Origin of the sequence: Variovorax restrictus (assembly GCF_051216715.1) — a bacterium.
Classification (GTDB): domain Bacteria; phylum Pseudomonadota; class Gammaproteobacteria; order Burkholderiales; family Burkholderiaceae_C; genus Variovorax.
Map to the genome: position 1 here is coordinate 851,991 of NZ_JBPJZH010000001.1, position 14,621 is coordinate 866,611.

Annotated in this window: 13 protein-coding genes; 6 read left to right on the forward strand and 7 right to left on the reverse strand. The window is 69.8% G+C overall.

Annotated features, from left to right (window positions below):
- The first annotated feature begins 59 nt into the window (after positions 1-59).
- Genes ACSFA0_RS03995 through ACSFA0_RS04010 form a run of 4 tightly spaced genes read left to right on the forward strand, consistent with a single transcriptional unit; the run spans position 60 to position 4,574 of the window.
- On the forward strand, positions 60-1,223 hold the full coding sequence (locus tag ACSFA0_RS03995) for an acyl-CoA dehydrogenase family protein (protein WP_435450886.1): 1,164 nt from the start codon (positions 60-62) through the stop codon (positions 1,221-1,223).
- On the forward strand, positions 1,220-2,401 hold the full coding sequence (locus ACSFA0_RS04000) for an acyl-CoA dehydrogenase family protein (RefSeq protein WP_435448935.1): 1,182 nt from the start codon (positions 1,220-1,222) through the stop codon (positions 2,399-2,401). The genes ACSFA0_RS03995 and ACSFA0_RS04000 overlap by 4 nt, the downstream gene beginning before the upstream one ends.
- Complete coding sequence (locus ACSFA0_RS04005) at positions 2,398-3,366, forward strand: Bug family tripartite tricarboxylate transporter substrate binding protein (protein WP_435448936.1); 969 nt, start codon at positions 2,398-2,400, stop codon at positions 3,364-3,366. Before ACSFA0_RS04000 ends, ACSFA0_RS04005 begins: the two co-directional genes overlap by 4 nt.
- Positions 3,366-4,574: a CaiB/BaiF CoA transferase family protein gene (locus tag ACSFA0_RS04010; protein ID WP_435448937.1), complete on the forward strand. Its 1,209-nt coding sequence runs from the start codon at positions 3,366-3,368 to the stop codon at positions 4,572-4,574. Before ACSFA0_RS04005 ends, ACSFA0_RS04010 begins: the two co-directional genes overlap by 1 nt.
- A 47-nt stretch (positions 4,575-4,621) precedes the next feature.
- On the opposite strand, the gene ACSFA0_RS04015 is transcribed toward ACSFA0_RS04010, so the two are convergent.
- The 6 genes from ACSFA0_RS04015 to ACSFA0_RS04040 all read right to left on the reverse strand — a co-directional run bounded on the left by ACSFA0_RS04015 (position 4,622) and on the right by ACSFA0_RS04040 (position 9,803).
- A complete protein-coding gene (locus ACSFA0_RS04015; protein WP_435448938.1) occupies positions 4,622-5,329 on the reverse strand; it encodes a VOC family protein in 708 nt (235 codons plus the stop codon).
- Positions 5,326-6,237 carry a PhzF family phenazine biosynthesis protein gene (locus ACSFA0_RS04020; protein WP_435448939.1) on the reverse strand — a complete coding sequence of 304 codons (912 nt, stop codon included), beginning with the start codon at positions 6,235-6,237 and terminating at the stop codon, positions 5,326-5,328. Before ACSFA0_RS04020 ends, ACSFA0_RS04015 begins: the two co-directional genes overlap by 4 nt.
- 108 nt (positions 6,238-6,345) lie before the next feature.
- Positions 6,346-6,987 (reverse strand): glutathione S-transferase family protein, encoded by a 642-nt coding sequence (locus ACSFA0_RS04025; RefSeq protein ID WP_435448940.1) that lies wholly within the window; start codon positions 6,985-6,987, stop codon positions 6,346-6,348.
- 11 nt (positions 6,988-6,998) lie between these two features.
- Positions 6,999-8,213, reverse strand: a complete 1,215-nt coding sequence (locus tag ACSFA0_RS04030; RefSeq protein WP_435448941.1) for an aminotransferase-like domain-containing protein — start codon at positions 8,211-8,213, stop codon at positions 6,999-7,001.
- Positions 8,214-8,274: 61 nt separating this feature from the next.
- Positions 8,275-9,207 (reverse strand): DMT family transporter, encoded by a 933-nt coding sequence (locus tag ACSFA0_RS04035; protein WP_435448942.1) that lies wholly within the window; start codon positions 9,205-9,207, stop codon positions 8,275-8,277.
- Positions 9,204-9,803, reverse strand: coding sequence for a LysE family translocator (locus ACSFA0_RS04040; protein ID WP_435448943.1), 600 nt, complete (start codon positions 9,801-9,803; stop codon positions 9,204-9,206). The genes ACSFA0_RS04035 and ACSFA0_RS04040 overlap by 4 nt, the downstream gene beginning before the upstream one ends.
- 97 nt (positions 9,804-9,900) lie before the next feature.
- On the opposite strand from ACSFA0_RS04040, the gene ACSFA0_RS04045 reads away from it, so the two are divergent.
- Positions 9,901-11,331: an aminotransferase-like domain-containing protein gene (locus tag ACSFA0_RS04045; protein WP_435448944.1), complete on the forward strand. Its 1,431-nt coding sequence runs from the start codon at positions 9,901-9,903 to the stop codon at positions 11,329-11,331.
- Between the two features lie 15 nt (positions 11,332-11,346).
- Here the strand turns inward: ACSFA0_RS04045 and ACSFA0_RS04050 are convergent, their stop codons facing one another.
- On the reverse strand, positions 11,347-12,471 hold the full coding sequence (locus tag ACSFA0_RS04050) for an ABC transporter substrate-binding protein (RefSeq protein ID WP_435448945.1): 1,125 nt from the start codon (positions 12,469-12,471) through the stop codon (positions 11,347-11,349).
- 59 nt (positions 12,472-12,530) lie between these two features.
- Here ACSFA0_RS04050 and ACSFA0_RS04055 point away from each other — a divergent pair, with 59 nt between their 5' ends.
- Entirely contained in the window at positions 12,531-14,618 is a 2,088-nt protein-coding gene (locus ACSFA0_RS04055) for a molybdopterin-containing oxidoreductase family protein (protein WP_435448946.1), read from the forward strand.
- The last annotated feature ends 3 nt before the right edge of the window (positions 14,619-14,621 follow it).

The window sequence follows — 14,621 nt, forward strand, 5'->3', positions numbered from 1 at the left end:
CGTTCCGATATATGGAATGCGTGTTCGGCCTTCGAGGCGGTCGCCCTACAGTCCGCCGCATGATTCGCCAACCTGCCCAGCTCGACGCCCTGCTTGCCGACACACGTGCCTTCGTGCGCGAGCGGTGGCATCCGCTCGAAGATGAGATCGATCTCGCCGGCGAGATTCCGCCCGCCGTCGTCGACGAACTGCGCGCCAGGGGGTTCTTCGGCTGGAGCATTCCCGAGGCCTACGGGGGAAGGGGCCTCACGGCCGAGGAACTGGTGCTGTGCGCGATGGAGCTGTCGCAGTCCTCCGTGGCACTGCGTGCGCGGGTCGGGACCAACACCGGCATCGGCTCGGAGGCCTTGGTGGCCGACGGCACCGAGGCCCAGAAGGCCCGCTGGCTGCCGCGGATGGCGCGCGGCGAACTGACCGGCTGTCTGGCGCTCACCGAGCCCGATGCGGGCTCCGAGGCCACCAACATCCAGACCACCGCCCGCAGGGAGGGCGATCACTATGTGCTCGACGGCCTCAAGCGCTACATCACCAACGCGCCCGTGGCGGACGTGTTCACGGTGATCGCCCGCACGGCGGAGGGCACGCGCGGCAACAAGGGCCTGACGGCTTTCCTGGTGGAGCGCGGTCCGGGCCTGCGCACCGGGGCGCCCTACCGGAAGATGGGGCAATCCGCATCGCCTGTCTCCGATGTCGTCTTCGAGAACTGCCGCGTGCCGGCGGACCAGGTCATCGGCGAAGAGGAGGGCGTCGGCTTCCAGACGGTGATGAAGGTGCTGAACAAGCAGCGGCTCCACCTGGCTGCGTTGTGCACCGGCCCGGCCATTCGCATGCTGGAGCTCGCCATCGAGCACACCACGCGCCGGCAGCAGTTCGGACAGCCGGTCGCCAGCTTCCAGCTGGTGCAGGCCATGATCGCGGACTGCCGCACGGAGATCTTCGCGGCCCGCTCCATGATTCTCGAAGCCGCGCGCGCGCGCGACCGGGGAGAGGACGTCGCGCTCTCCGCGTCGATGTGCAAGTACTTCGCCTCCGAGATGTGCGGCCGTGTGGCCGACCGGTGCGTGCAGATGTTCGGCGGCGCCGGCTACATCGCCGACTTCAGCCCCATCGAGCGCTACTACCGTGATGTCCGCCTGTTCCGTCTTTACGAAGGCACCAGTCAGATCCATCAGCTCAACATCGCGAAGCTCGCGTTGCGTGAGCATCAGGGTGACGCGGCATGAAGCTGATGGAGGCGGAGCGCGACCCCGTCCTCGCTGTGCTGCGCGAGCGCGTGCGGCACTTCGTGGAAACGCATGCGATACCGAGCGAGACGAATGCGCACGTGGGCGACCCACCGAGCCTGGATGCCGCGCTCGCTCGATTGCGGCCCGTCGCCCGTGCGCTGGGGCTCTACCTGCCGCAGTTGCCGCAAGAGCAAGGCGGCATGGGCTTGACCTGGGTGCAGCGCACCGTGGTGCTGGAAGAGGCCGGCCGCAGCTACCTCGGCCCGGGCGCACTCAACTGCGCCGCCCCTGACCAGCCGAACATGATCAGCCTGCTGCGCCAGGGTACCGCCGCGCAGCAGCGCACCTACCTGGCGCCGCTTGCCGCCGGAGAGATTCGCTCCTGCTTCGCCATGACGGAGCCACCGCCCGGTGCGGGGTCGGACCCCTCGATGCTGCTCACCCGCGCGGAGCGACGGCCCGGCGGCTGGGTCATCGATGGGCGCAAGTGGTTCATCACCGGCGCGGTCGGCGCGCGCTTCGCCATCGTGCTGGCGAAGGCGACCGAAGGGCCGACGCAGTTCATCGTGGACACCTCGAACCCGGGCTTCCGCCTGCTGCGCGCGATCCCCGGCATCGACCCTTTTGCCATCGGAGGCCACGGCGAGATCGAGTTGAAGGACTGCTTCGTGCCCGACGAGGCGGTCTTGGGCGACGTGGGCCAGGGCTTCGTCTATGCCCAGCAGCGCCTGGAGCCCGCACGGCTGTCGCATTGCATGCGTCTGCTGGGGCGTGCGCGACGGGCGCTCGAGCTGGCGCAGGCCTACGTCGGCGAGCGCCGTTCCTTCGGTGCGCGGCTGGCCGATCTGCAGCAGGTGCAGGCGATGGTGGCGGATTGCCACATGGACCTGCACGCCAGCCGCCTCATGACGCTCGACTGCGCTGCGCGCATGGATGCCGGGCTGCCGGTCAAGACGGAATCGGCGATGACGAAGGTGTTCGTCTCCGAGGCCCTCTACCGCGTGGCCGACCGGGCGGCGCAATTGATGGGCGCGCTCGGCATGTCCGACGACACGCCGGTCGCGCTCATCCTGCGCGAACTGCGCCCGTTCCGCATCTACGACGGTGCCTCCGAATTGCACCGCGCCACGCTCGGGCGCCGATTTCTATCCACCACAACAGGAGACATCCCATGAACAGCCCCCTCTTTCTGCGCACCGCCCTCGCGCTGGCCGCCGCACTCGGCGCCGGCGCGAGTCTCGCGGCCTATCCGGATCAGCCGATCAAGCTGATCGTGCCCTTCCCGGCGGCAGGGAGCACCGACCTCGTGGCCCGCACGGTGGCGGTCGATCTGGGGGCGGCGCTCGGTCAATCGGTCGTGGTGGAGAACAAGGCGGGCGCCGGCAGCCTCATCGGGTCGGAGTTCGTGGCGAAGGCCGCGCCGGACGGCTACACGCTGCTGATGGCCGGACTGACCAACGTGTTCCTTCCCTACGTCCATCGCGAGCTGAAATGGAACCCGGTCGACGACTTCGTCGGCATCGGGCTCGTGGCCGACCTGCCCAACGTCATCGCGGTCAACGCCAAGACGCCTTACCAGACGTTCTCCGACCTGGTGGCGGCCGACAAGGCCAAGCCGGGCTCCCTGTCCTTCGGCTCGGCCGGTGTGGCCACGCCATCGCACCTGGTGTGCGAGATGGTGTACCACCGGATCAAGACCAAGCTGCAACACGTTCCCTACAAGGGCAATGCGCCCGCCGTCAACGACCTGATGGCCGGCCACATCCCGGTGATGTGCAACAACCTGGGCGGCACGCTCCCCTACATGCAGAGCGGGCAGATTCGCATCCTTGCGCAAACCGGCAAGACACGCTCGGCCTCGGTGCCCGACGTGCCCACCTTCACCGAGGTCGGCCTGCCCGGTCTGGATGCCGGCTTGTGGGTGGGGCTGGTCGCCCCCAAGGGCACCCCGAAGGATGTGATCGACACGGTCAACCGCGCGCTCGTCAAGGTGCTGGCCACGCCTGCCATGAAGGAGAAGCTCGCCAAGCTCGGCGCGACCACGCTCAACCCCAGCGCTGCCGCGTATGAAGAGCGCATCAAGGCCGATCGGGCGGCCTGGGATCCGGTGCTCAAGTCGATGGACCTGCGGACCAACTGATGCAGCAGACCGGCTACCCCCTGCGCGGCACCCGCATCCTGGACATGGCGACGGTGCTGGCGGCTCCCTTCTCGGCCACGCTCTGCGGCGACATGGGCGGCGAGGTCGTCAAGCTGGAACTGCCCCGTGGCAACGATGCCCTGCGCGGTCTGGCCCCGGTGCACGAAGGCCATGCGTTGTTCTGGAAGACGGCCAACAGGGGCAAGAAGGGCATCTCGCTGGACGTGCGCAAGGCCGAAGGTCGTGACCTGTTTCTGCAACTGATCGAAGGCTTCGACGTGCTCGTGGAGAACTTCCGCACCGGCACGCTGGACGGCTGGGGGCTCGATCTCGCGACACTGCACGCACGCAACCCCCGCCTGATCGTCCTGCGGCTCACGGGTTTCGGGCAGACCGGGCCGTATGCGCGCAAGCCCGGCTTCGCCCGCATCTTCGAGGCCATGAGCGGCTTCGCGCATCTCACCGGCGAGTCGGACGGGCCCCCGCAGCACATGAACTATCCGCTGGGGGACGCCGTGGCGGGTCTGTTCGGCGCGGTCGCCATCGCCACCGCACTGGCCGAGCGCAACGCCGTGCCGCGCGATCAGCAGCGCGGCGTGGAGATCGACCTGTCGGCGACCGAGGCCATGATGCGCCTGCTGGACCCACTCGCCGCAGAGTACCGGTTCTCCGGCGTGGCGCGCGAGCGCACGGGCTCGCGCGCCGGGTACACGGCACCGTCCAACGTCTACAAGACCGCCGACGGCGCGTGGGTGACGCTGGTCGGTTCGTCCGACCCGATCTTCGTGCGCCTGGCGACGGCGATGGCGCAGCCGGCGCTGGCCACGGACCCGCGCTTCACGACCAATGTCGAACGCACGCGCCACCATGCGGCGATCGACGACATCGTGGCCGCGTGGTGCGCGGGGCTGTCTCTGCAGGCGCTGTCGGCCGCGCTCGAGCACCACGAGGTGCCGTTCAGCAAGGTCTACTCCATCGCCGATGTGGTGGAGGATCCGCATTACCGCGCGCGTGGTGCGATGGTCGAGCTTCAAGACCCCGAACTCGGCGCGATTCCCGCGCCCGCCGCGGTTCCCCGCTTCGTGGGCCGGACGGCGGAAACGCCCACCGTGGGGCCGCGTACCGGCCAGGATAACGAGGCGGTGTTCGGCGAGGTGGGTGTGACGCCAGACCGTTTGATCCGCCTGCAGGCGGATGGTGTGATCTGACGGGGGAGTGAACTGCCTGCCGAATCTACAAAGCACGGTTGCGGGCGCTAGGTGCCTTTGGATTCGAGCGTGACGGTGCCGCGCGGCGTCTGCAGCACAGCCACGAGGTTGGGCGGGCCGGCCTTCACCGGCACCTGCGTCAGCCCCATGGCCGCGTGCGCGGCCTGCAGCATCTCCGGGCGCGGGTGCGTCGCATGCAGGCCGGTCAGCGTGACGCCCGACGGCGGCATCGTGTCGGCCGGATGCACGGGCCCCCACTCGATCACCGTCGGCAGCGCGCCATAGAAGAGGCGCTGGCCGTCGTCGCGCACGCTGATCTTCCAGTCGAGCCGGCCGGCCGCCGTGTCGCGCGAGGCTTCGACGAGCGGGCCACGGTCGATGGGCGTGGGGCCCGCGGCGAGCGCGTGCAGCGCCGCGGCCGCATCGGGCACGCGGGCGACGAAGTGGATCAGCCGCGGCCCGTGCTGCGCCAGGTCCGCTTGCAGCGCGGCGTCGTCGAGGTCGAACCAGCGATGCAGTCCATCGCCGCGCGTCGGTTGCTTTGCTGGGTCGATCGCGAGGACCTCCAGGTAGACCTGCGGAAACGCATCGGTCGCCACCGAGATCAGCCGGTTGTGCGTGCCCATCAGCGGGTGCGCGCCGCCGGGGCCGGGCGTTACGCCCAGCGTGGCCTCACACCAGGCCACGCCCTCGTCGAGCGTGCGGGCCGCGACGACGAGGTGGTCGGTCTGCGCGCGGTCGTGCGATGTCCTCACAGGTGCACGCTGCCTTCGATGCAGGTCACGGCATCGCCGCCGACCCACACCTGGCCATCGGCGTCGCGTTCGATGTGCACCCGCCCGTCGCGGCCCATGCACTGACCCTGGCCGGCGACGTAGCGCTCGGGCACGTGGCCGTCGGCGATGAGCCACTGCGCGATGCTGGCGTTGAAGCTGCCGGTGACCGGGTCTTCCTCGACGCCGATGGGCGCCGCGAAGGCGCGCACCTCGAGGCCGACCGGCGCGGGCTGCGCGCGGGCGCCGAAGGCGCGTGCTTCGCGGTTGGAGCGGCCGATGAGCGCGGGCGCTTCGTCGGGCGCGTTCGGCACGGCGGCCACGCCGACCTTCTGCCGCAGTTCCTTGAGCGCGCGGTGGTCCGGCTTGAGCGCGAGCACGGTGTCGACGTCGTCGAGCAGCAGGCCCAGCCAGACCGGGCCGTTGTCGAGCATCTGCGCCCCGCGGATCTGCGCCGCCTTCAGGCCGAGCGCGGCGGCCACCCGCGCCAGCACGCTCGGGCTCGGTGCGCTGCGCGTCACCGGCGGCGCCGCGAAGGCGAGCCGCTCGCCGTCACGGCGGATCGCCACCAGGCCGACGGCGCTCTGCTGCACGATGCGGTCGCCCGACTTCGGCTGGCCGCCAGCGCGCAGCCAGGCATGGCAGCTGCCGAGGGTCGGGTGGCCGGCGAAGGGCAGCTCGCTGCCGGGCGTGAAGATGCGCACGCGGTAGTCCGCGGCCGGGTCGGTCGGCGGCAATAGAAAGGTGGTTTCCGACAGGTTGGTCCACTGCGCGAAGCGCTGCAGCTCGGCGTCGTCCAGGTCCGTGCCGTCGAGCACCACCGCGAGCGGGTTGCCGCGGTAGGGGACGGCGGTGAACACGTCGACTTGCTGGAAGGGGCGATGCTTCATAGGACTGGATAAAAAAGAGGAAGAGCCCGCCGCCGGGCCGCCCCAAGGCGGGCTGCGGCCCCCTCGGGGGGCAGCGAGTACACGCAGTGACGGAGCGTGGGGGTCATGTCATTCCAATGGGAGGTCGAGCACGCCGCGTGCGGCGGAGCGTGCCTTCAGGTCGGCGAACCAGCGCTCGACGTTCGGCCAGACAGGCCGGGTGTACTCGGTGGGCGGCAGGCCGAACCATCGGTGCGCCTCGCAGCCGAGCGGGATGTCGGCCATGGTGAACGCGTCGCCGAGCATGAAGGCGCGCGTGGCCAGGTGCGCGTCGAGCAGCGCGAACAGCGGCTCGGTGGCGCGCACCGAGCGTTCGATGACCGCGCTGTCGCGTTCGGCCACGGGCGTGCGGATCCATTGCTTGAAGGCGCCGGCGCTCACCGGGTTCAGCGCGGTCTGCTGCCAGTCCATCCAGCGTTCGGCGTCGAAGCGCTGGGGCAGCGGTTCGGGGTAGAGCGTGCCCGATGCGTGCTTGGCGCAGAGGTAGCGCACGATCACGTTCGACTCCCACAGCACCACGCGTGCCTCGCCCTCGCCGTCGTCGATGCAGGGCACCAGCGCGTTCGGGTTGAGGGCCAGGTAGTCGGGCGTCTGCACCACGCCGAACTTTCCGCCGGCCTCCGTGCGCTGGAAGTCGAGCCCCAGCTCCTGCGCGCACCAGACCACCTTGCGCACGTTGATCGAACTGATGCGGCCCCAGATGTTGAGCATGTGCGTGTTCCTCAGGTGGCCGCGAGTTCGCGCTGCACGCGGGCCGCGGCATCGTGCGCCAGCTGCTCGCGCAGGGTCGCCGCCAGGGCGGCGATGGCGGTGTCGATCTCGTCGACGCTGGCCGTCACGAAGGACAGCCGCAGCGTGCGCGGGTCGCCCTGGCCGTCGGCGTAGAAGGGCGCGCCGGGCACGAAAGCCACGCCGCGCTCCACCGCCTTGGGCAGCAGCTTCACGGTGTCGATGCCCTCGGGCAGGCGCGCCCACATGAACATGCCGCCGATGGGCGCGTTGAACGTCACGTCCAGGCCCTTCATCTCACGCGTGAGGGCCGCGGCCATGGCGTCGCGCTGGCGCTTGTACAGCGCGCGAATGGTCGGCACGTGGCGCGCCAGGAAGCCGTCCTTCATCACCTCGACCACCATGCGCTGCGTGAAGATCGGCGTGTGCAGGTCGACCGCCTGCTTGGCCTGCAGCAGCTTCGGGTAGATCGCCTTCGGCGCCACCAGGAAGCCCAGGCGCAGCCCCGGCGCCAGCACCTTCGAGAAGGAGCCCAGGTAGATGCAGCCCTCGGGGTTGCGCGCGGTCAGCGGCAGCGGCGGCGCTTCGTCGAACCACAGGTCGCCGTAGGGGTTGTCTTCGATGATCGGCAGGTTGGCGGCTTTCGCGGCGGCCGACACGGCGGCGCGGCGCGCCTCGCTCATGGTGCGGCCGGTGGGGTTCTGGAAGTTGGGCAGCAGGTAGATGAAGCGCGCGTCCTTGGCTTTGGCCACCAGGTCATCCACGATCACGCCTTCGTCGTCGCTCGCCACGCTCACCGGCGTCGGCTCCATCGGCCCGAAGGCCTGCAGCGCGCCGAGGTAGGTCGGCGTCTCGACCAGCACGCGGCTGCCCGGGTCGATCAGCACCTTGGCCACCAGGTCGAGGCCCTGCTGCGAGCCGGTGGTGATCAGCACCTGCGCCGGGTCGACGTTCCAGGGCAGCATGTCGGCCACCGCCTGGCGCAGCGGGCCGTAGCCTTCGCTCGCGGCGTACTGCAGCGCGGCTGCACCGTCGTTGGCCAGCACGTGGGCGCAGGCCTCGGCGAAGGCGTTGATCGGGAAGGTCTTGGGCGAGGGCAGGCCGCCGGCTAGGCTGATGATGCCGGGCTGGTCGGTCACCTTGAGGATCTCGCGCAGCACCGAGGGGTTCATCTTCTCGGCGCGGGCGGCCATCTTCCATGTCGTCATGTTGCTTCCTTGGATGCAGAGCGTTGTCGTTGTCTGGGGCTGAACTGAAAAGTGTGCCGCGTCAGCGCGCGGGCTGGGAGAGTTTCTTGCCGATCAGCACGGTGGCGACCACGGCGAGCGCAAAGCCGAGCGTGACCACGTCGAGCGGTTCGCCGAGCAGCGGCACGGCCGCGAGGATCGACAGGAAGGGTTGCAGCAACTGCGCCTGGCTCACCCGCAGCGCACCGCCCATGGCGAGCCCGCGGTACCAGGCGAAGAAGGCGATCCACATCGAGAACACGCCGACGTAGGCCAGCCCCGCCCAGGCCGTCCACGCGACCGGCTGCGACGGCCAGGTGAGCAGGGCGCCGGGCAGCGTCACCGGCAGCGCCATCACGCAGACCCAGCAGATCACCCGCTCGGCGCCGAGCGCGGGCGTGACCTGCGCGCCGTAGATGTAGCCGAAGGACGCGGCGAGCACCGCGCCCACCAGCAGCAGGTCGGCCCATTCGAAGCCGAAGCCGTGGCCCTGCTGCCAGGCCCGCAGCAGCGAGAAGGCCACGACCAGCCCGCTGCCGATCACGGCGCAGACCCAGAAGCCCAGCCGCGCCCGCTGGTGCAGCACCCAGGCCGCGATGGCGGCGGTGGCCAGCGGCAGCAGGGCGGTCACCACGGCCGCATGGCTGGCGGTGACGGCGCGCAGTGCATAGCCGAGCAGCAGCGGGTAACCGATCACGTTGCCCAGCACGGCCATGCCGAGCGGCTTCCATTGATGGCGCTCGGGGCGCGGCGCGCGCATCGCGCCCAGCACGAGGATCGACAGCACGCCCGCCAGCGCCGCGCGCCCGAAGGTCACGAACCAGGGCGAGAGCTGCGGTGCCGCCTGGGTGCCGGTGGCCATGCGGGTCATCGGCAGCGTGACCGCGAAGAGCGCCACGCCGAGCACGCCCAGCCACATGCCGAGCGTCTCGCGGCGCATGCCGAGGGGGCGGTCTTCCACCGGCGTCGCGCTCATGCGTTCACCATCCACGCGGCCGTGAGCACGAGCAGCGCCGCCATCGCACGGTTGAACCACAGCAACCGGCTTCCTTCGGCCAGCCAGCCGCGCAGCAGCGAGCCGACCAGCGCATAGACGAAGTTGCTCGCCAACGCATACACCACCATCACCGGCGCGACGATCGCGTAGCGGTGCCATGCATCCGGATGCCCCGCGATCCAGCCAGCCACCAGCGTCAGCGCCAGCAGCCAGGCCTTCACGTTGAGGAACTGCAGCATCACGCCCTGGCCGAAGCCGACCCGCACCGAGGCGTCGCCGGTCTGGCCGAGCGCGCCGCTGCGGCTCAGCTTGAAGGCCAGCCACAGCAGGTAAGCGATGCCGAGCGCCTTGATCACCCACTTGAGGGCCGGCTCGGCCATCACCAGGGCGCCGACGCCCGCGGCGCAAAGCGCCAGCAGCAACGACCAGCCGACCGGCACCGCCAGCACGAAGCGCATGGCCCGCGGCAGGCCGCCGTTGGCCGCGAGGGTGGTGGACAGCGTGGTGTTGGGCCCGGGCGAGAAGCTCATCGCCGCGGCCATCACCAGCAGCGCCGTGAATTCTTGCCAGTTCATGGCACACACTCTAGACTGATGACCATTACAGTGCCGGTACAGTTATGCAGACATGGATGTCGACTGTATCGGCCGGTTGCACGACACAGAGCCTGCGATGCTGACACGAACCTCCACCCAGTCCCTGACCAGCCAGCTGGCCGACCGCTTCGCCGAGCGCATCCGCACCCGGCTGCTGCCGCCCGGCGCGCGCCTGCCGTCGGTGCGCGAGTGCGCGCGGCAGCAGGGCGTGAGCCCGCACACCGTGGTGGCCGCCTATGACCAGTTGCTGGCGCAGGGTCTGGTGGAAGCAAGGCGCCAGCGCGGTTTCTTCGTGCGAGACGCGGCACCGGCGCCGGCGGCATCGGCGTCCGCGATGGCGCCGCGGCCCGCGCGCGACGGCATGCCCGTCAGCACCGTCCGGATGGGTGGCGTGCCGGCCGACGCCAGCTCGCTCATCCGCGGCATGTTCCACCGCCAGAGCGACAAGCCGCAGCCCGGCATGGGCGTGTTCCCGCCCGATTGGATGGACTCGACCTTCATGCCGACCTCGCTGCGGCGCCTGACCGGCACCCGCGCGCTGCAGGAGATCTCGCTGCAGTACGGCGAACCGGCGGGCGACAGCGCGCTGCGCCGCAGCCTGTCGCAGAAGCTGATGGGCATCAACATCCCGGCGGCGCCCGAGCAGATCCTCACCACCATCGGTGCCACGCATGCGCTCGACATCGTGAGCCGCACCCTGCTGCGCGCCGGCGACCCGGTGATGGTCGAGGAGCCCGGATGGGCCATCGAGTTCGCCCGGCTCGAGGCGCTGGGCATGCGCATCCTGCCGGTGCCGCGACGTGCCGACGGGCCCGACCTGGCGGTGATGGCGCAGTACTGCGAAACCCACCAACCCAAGCTTTTCGTCAGCGTGAGCGTGCTGCACAACCCGACCGGCTACAGCCTGTCGCCGGGCAGCGCGCACCGGGTGCTGCAACTGGCCAACCACCACGACTTCCACATCGTCGAGGACGACACCTACAGCCACCTCGCGCCCGAGCACGCGACTCGCCTGTGCGCGCTCGACGGGCTGCAGCGCACGATCTACGTGAGCGGCTTCGCGAAGATCCTCGCGCCCAACTGGCGCATCGGCTATCTGGCGGCCGCGCCGGCGCTGTTCGGCCGCCTGCTGGAAACCAAGCTGCTGGCCACGCTCACCACACCGGCGCTGTTCGAGCGGGCGCTGGCCTGGTGCATCGACCAGGGCCAGCTGCGGAGGCACGCCGAGCGGGTGCGCCTCCGGCTCGACGGCGCTCGCGCCCGCACGGTGAAGCTGGCGCTGGCGCACGGCTGCCGTTTCGAATCGGAACCGGCGGGGCTGTTCGGCTGGGTCGACACCGGCGTCGACACCGACGCGCTGACCCAGCGCATGCTCGACGAGGGCTACCTGCTGGCGCCCGGTTCGCTGTTCCATGCGCGCCGGCCGCCGAGCACGCTGATGCGCATCAACTTCGCGACGGCGCAGGACGCCACCTTCTGGAAGGTGTTCGCGAAGGTGCGTGGCTGAGCCGCTGCGGAACGATCAGGTGCGGATGCGCCCGTCGCCCGTGATCATCGACAGTTCGACGAACTTCGACGCCACGTGGTTCTTCGGCGAGAAGGACACCTCGAAGCCGCCGAACTGCTGGCGGTCGATGGTCTCCAGGCCCTGGATGAGGCCGTCGCGGCTGAGCTTGCCCGGCGCGCGGCGCAGGCCTTCGGTCAGCACCTTGGCGGCCAGGTAGCCTTCCATGCTCGAGAAGTTCGCCTTGGTGGCGCCGCCGCTCTTCTTCGCGGCGTCGCTGAATTCGCGCGTGATGGCGTTCGCCGGGCTGTACGGCGAGGGCACCACCTGCGTGACGACGACGCCGGCACCGTCCTTGCCGAGCGCATCTGCCAGCGCCTGGGTGCCGACGAAAGACACGTTGTAGAAAGTGCCGCCGTAGCCCGACTTGCGGGCTTCGCGGATGAAGGCCGCGCACGAGTTGTAGGCGCTGACCTGGATCACCGCGTCGGGCTTGGCGGCGGTGATGGTCTTGACGGCAGCGGCCACGTCGACCGAATTGCGCTCCACCGTCGCCAGGGCGGCAGGTTGGAGGCCGAGCTGCGTCAGCGCCAGTGTGGCGCCGTCCAGGCCGGCCTTGCCATAGGCATCGTTCTGGTAGAAGACCGCGATCTTCTTCAGGCCCAGGTTGGTGAGCTGCTTGACGATCAGCGCGGTCTCGTCGTTGTACGAGGCGCGCAGGTGGAACACGTTGCGGTGGAACGGCTCGCGCAGCGCCATGGCGCCGGTGAAAGGCGCGATGAAGGGCACGCGGTCCTTCACGGCCAGTGGCAGGGCGGCCAGGCTGGTCGGCGTGCCGATGTAGCCGAACAGCGCGAAGGCGTCGTCAGCGATCAGCTTCTGCGTGTTGGCGGCGGTGCGGTCGGGCTCGTAGCCGTCGTCCAGGAACTTGATCTCGACATCGCGGTGACCGGGCACGGCGTTGTACTGGTCGAGGTACAGCTTGGCGCCCTGGTAGAACTGGATGCCCAGTTGTGAGGCCGGCCCGCTGAACGGGGCCGACTGGCCCAGCACGATCGGCATCTCGCTCTGCGCGCGTGCCAGCTGAAAGCCACCGAGTGCGGCCGCACCGGCTGCCACCGAGAAATGTCTGCGATTGATCATCGAAACGAACCTCCGCGCGTGCTCGCGCCAATATCAAGGACTGGAACTAGACTCGGCCGATGGTCGCTGCCACCGCTTCTTCTTCGACGTCTCCCACAACCGCCATCACCGTGCTCGGCGCTTGTCCGCACGACTGCCCCGACACCTGCGCGCTGGTCACCACCGTGCAGGACGGCCAGGCCATCAAGCTGCAGGGCAACCCGGACCATCCGCACACCGGCGGCGTGCTGTGTACCAAGGTGTCCCGCTACCTCGAGCGCACCGCCCACCCCGACCGGCTGCTCTACCCCATGAAACGCGTCGGCCCCAAAGGTGCCGGCCAGTTCGAGCGCGTCGACTGGGACAGCGCGCTCGACGACATCGCGCGCCGGTTGCAGAATCTAACAGAAGGTAACAGTTCAGAAACGATTTTGCCCTACAGCTACGCCGGCACCATGGGTTTGGTGCAGGGCGAATCGATGGACCGTCGTTTTTTCCACAAGCTCGGCGCCTCGCTGCTGGACCGCACGATCTGCTCCACCGCAGGGGGTGAGGCCCTAAGTCTGACCCTGGGGGGCAAGGTGGGCATGCGGGTCGAGTTCTTCGCCGAGGCGAAGCTGATCCTCATCTGGGGCAGCAACTCGATCGCCAGCAACCTGCACTTCTGGCGCCACGCGCAGGCGGCGAAGCGCGCCGGCGCGAAGCTGGTGTGCATCGACCCGCGCAAGACCGAAACCGCCGACAAGTGCGACGAGCACATCGCGCTGCTGCCGGGCACCGACGGCGCGCTGGCGCTCGCGCTGATGCACGAGCTGATCGTCCACGACTGGCTCGACCACGACTACATCGCACGCCACACCGTCGGCTGGGATGCCCTGCGCGAGCGCGCCCTGCAATGGCCGCCGGCCCGCGCCGCCGCGGTGTGCGGCGTGCCCGAGGCGCAGATCGTGGCGCTGGCCCGCGACTACGGGCAGACGAAGCCCGCGGCCATTCGTCTGAACTACGGCATGCAGCGGGTGCATGGCGGCGGCAATGCGGCACGCGCCATCGCCTGCCTGCCGGCGCTGGTCGGCGCCTGGCGGCACCGCGCGGGCGGCCTGCTGCTGAGCAGCTCGGGCCTGTACCCGATCGACCGCGCCGCGCTGCAGCGGCCCGACCTGCTGGCTGGCCGCCGGCCGCGCACCATCAACATGGTGCGCATCGGCGATGCGCTCACCGGCGACGCGCCTGCGCTGTCGAACGGCCCGCCGGTGAAGGCCGTGGTGGTCTACAACAGCAACCCGGTCGCGGTGGCGCCGGAGTCGGGCAAGGTCGCCGCCGGCTTCGCGCGCGACGACCTCTTCACCGTGGTGCTGGAGCAGTTCCGCACCGACACGGCCGACTACGCCGATTACCTGCTGCCGGCCACGGTGCAGATCGAGCACTGGGACATCCACACCAGCTACGGCCACACCGACGTGCTGCTCAACCGCCCGGCCGTGGCGCCGCGCGGCGAGGCGCGCAGCAACGCCTGGGTGTTCCGTGAGCTGGCACGTCGCATGGGCTTCGACGAACCCTGCTTCTCCGACGACGACGAGGCGCTGTGCGCCGCCGCCTTCGCGCCGGGTGCGATCGACGTCGCGCAGTTGCATGCGCAGGGTTTCACGACGCTTCGCCTGCCCGACGCGCCCTACGCCGAGGGCAACTTCCCGACGCCCTCGGGCCGTTGCGAGTTCTTCAGCGAACGCCTCGCCGCCCAGGGCCAGGATGGTCTGCCGAACCATGTGCCCAACCACGAGGCAGTGGGCAGCTCGACGCAGTTCCCGCTCGCGATGATCTCGCCGCCGGCGCGCAACTTCCTCAACTCCACCTTCGTCAACGTGACCAGCCTGCGCGCCATCGAAGGCGAGCCGCTGCTGGAGATACACGCCGACGACGCAGCCGCTCGCGGCATCGCCGACGGCGCGATGGTGCGCGTGTTCAACCAGCGCGGCGAGCACCGCTGCCGCGCCGAGGTGTCGCGCCGCGCGCGGCCGGGCGTGGTGCATGGCATGGGCATCTGGTGGCGGAAGCTCGGCTTCGACGGCACCAACGTCAACGAGCTGACGAGCCAGCGCCTGACCGACATCGGGCGCGGACCGACCTTCTACGACTGCCTGGTTGAAGTCGAACAGTCCGATGCCAGCTGAGGC

Coding starts and splice junctions, on each gene's coding strand:
- ACSFA0_RS03995 (WP_435450886.1), top strand. CDS start 60: ATGATTCGCCAACCTGCCCAGCTCGACGCCCTGCTTGCCGACACACGT.
- ACSFA0_RS04000 (WP_435448935.1), top strand. CDS start 1,220: ATGAAGCTGATGGAGGCGGAGCGCGACCCCGTCCTCGCTGTGCTGCGC.
- ACSFA0_RS04005 (WP_435448936.1), top strand. CDS start 2,398: ATGAACAGCCCCCTCTTTCTGCGCACCGCCCTCGCGCTGGCCGCCGCA.
- ACSFA0_RS04010 (WP_435448937.1), top strand. CDS start 3,366: ATGCAGCAGACCGGCTACCCCCTGCGCGGCACCCGCATCCTGGACATG.
- ACSFA0_RS04020 (WP_435448939.1), bottom strand. CDS start 6,237: ATGAAGCATCGCCCCTTCCAGCAAGTCGACGTGTTCACCGCCGTCCCC.
- ACSFA0_RS04025 (WP_435448940.1), bottom strand. CDS start 6,987: ATGCTCAACATCTGGGGCCGCATCAGTTCGATCAACGTGCGCAAGGTG.
- ACSFA0_RS04030 (WP_435448941.1), bottom strand. CDS start 8,213: ATGACGACATGGAAGATGGCCGCCCGCGCCGAGAAGATGAACCCCTCG.
- ACSFA0_RS04035 (WP_435448942.1), bottom strand. CDS start 9,207: ATGAGCGCGACGCCGGTGGAAGACCGCCCCCTCGGCATGCGCCGCGAG.
- ACSFA0_RS04040 (WP_435448943.1), bottom strand. CDS start 9,803: ATGAACTGGCAAGAATTCACGGCGCTGCTGGTGATGGCCGCGGCGATG.
- ACSFA0_RS04045 (WP_435448944.1), top strand. CDS start 9,901: ATGCTGACACGAACCTCCACCCAGTCCCTGACCAGCCAGCTGGCCGAC.
- ACSFA0_RS04050 (WP_435448945.1), bottom strand. CDS start 12,471: ATGATCAATCGCAGACATTTCTCGGTGGCAGCCGGTGCGGCCGCACTC.
- ACSFA0_RS04055 (WP_435448946.1), top strand. CDS start 12,531: ATGGTCGCTGCCACCGCTTCTTCTTCGACGTCTCCCACAACCGCCATC.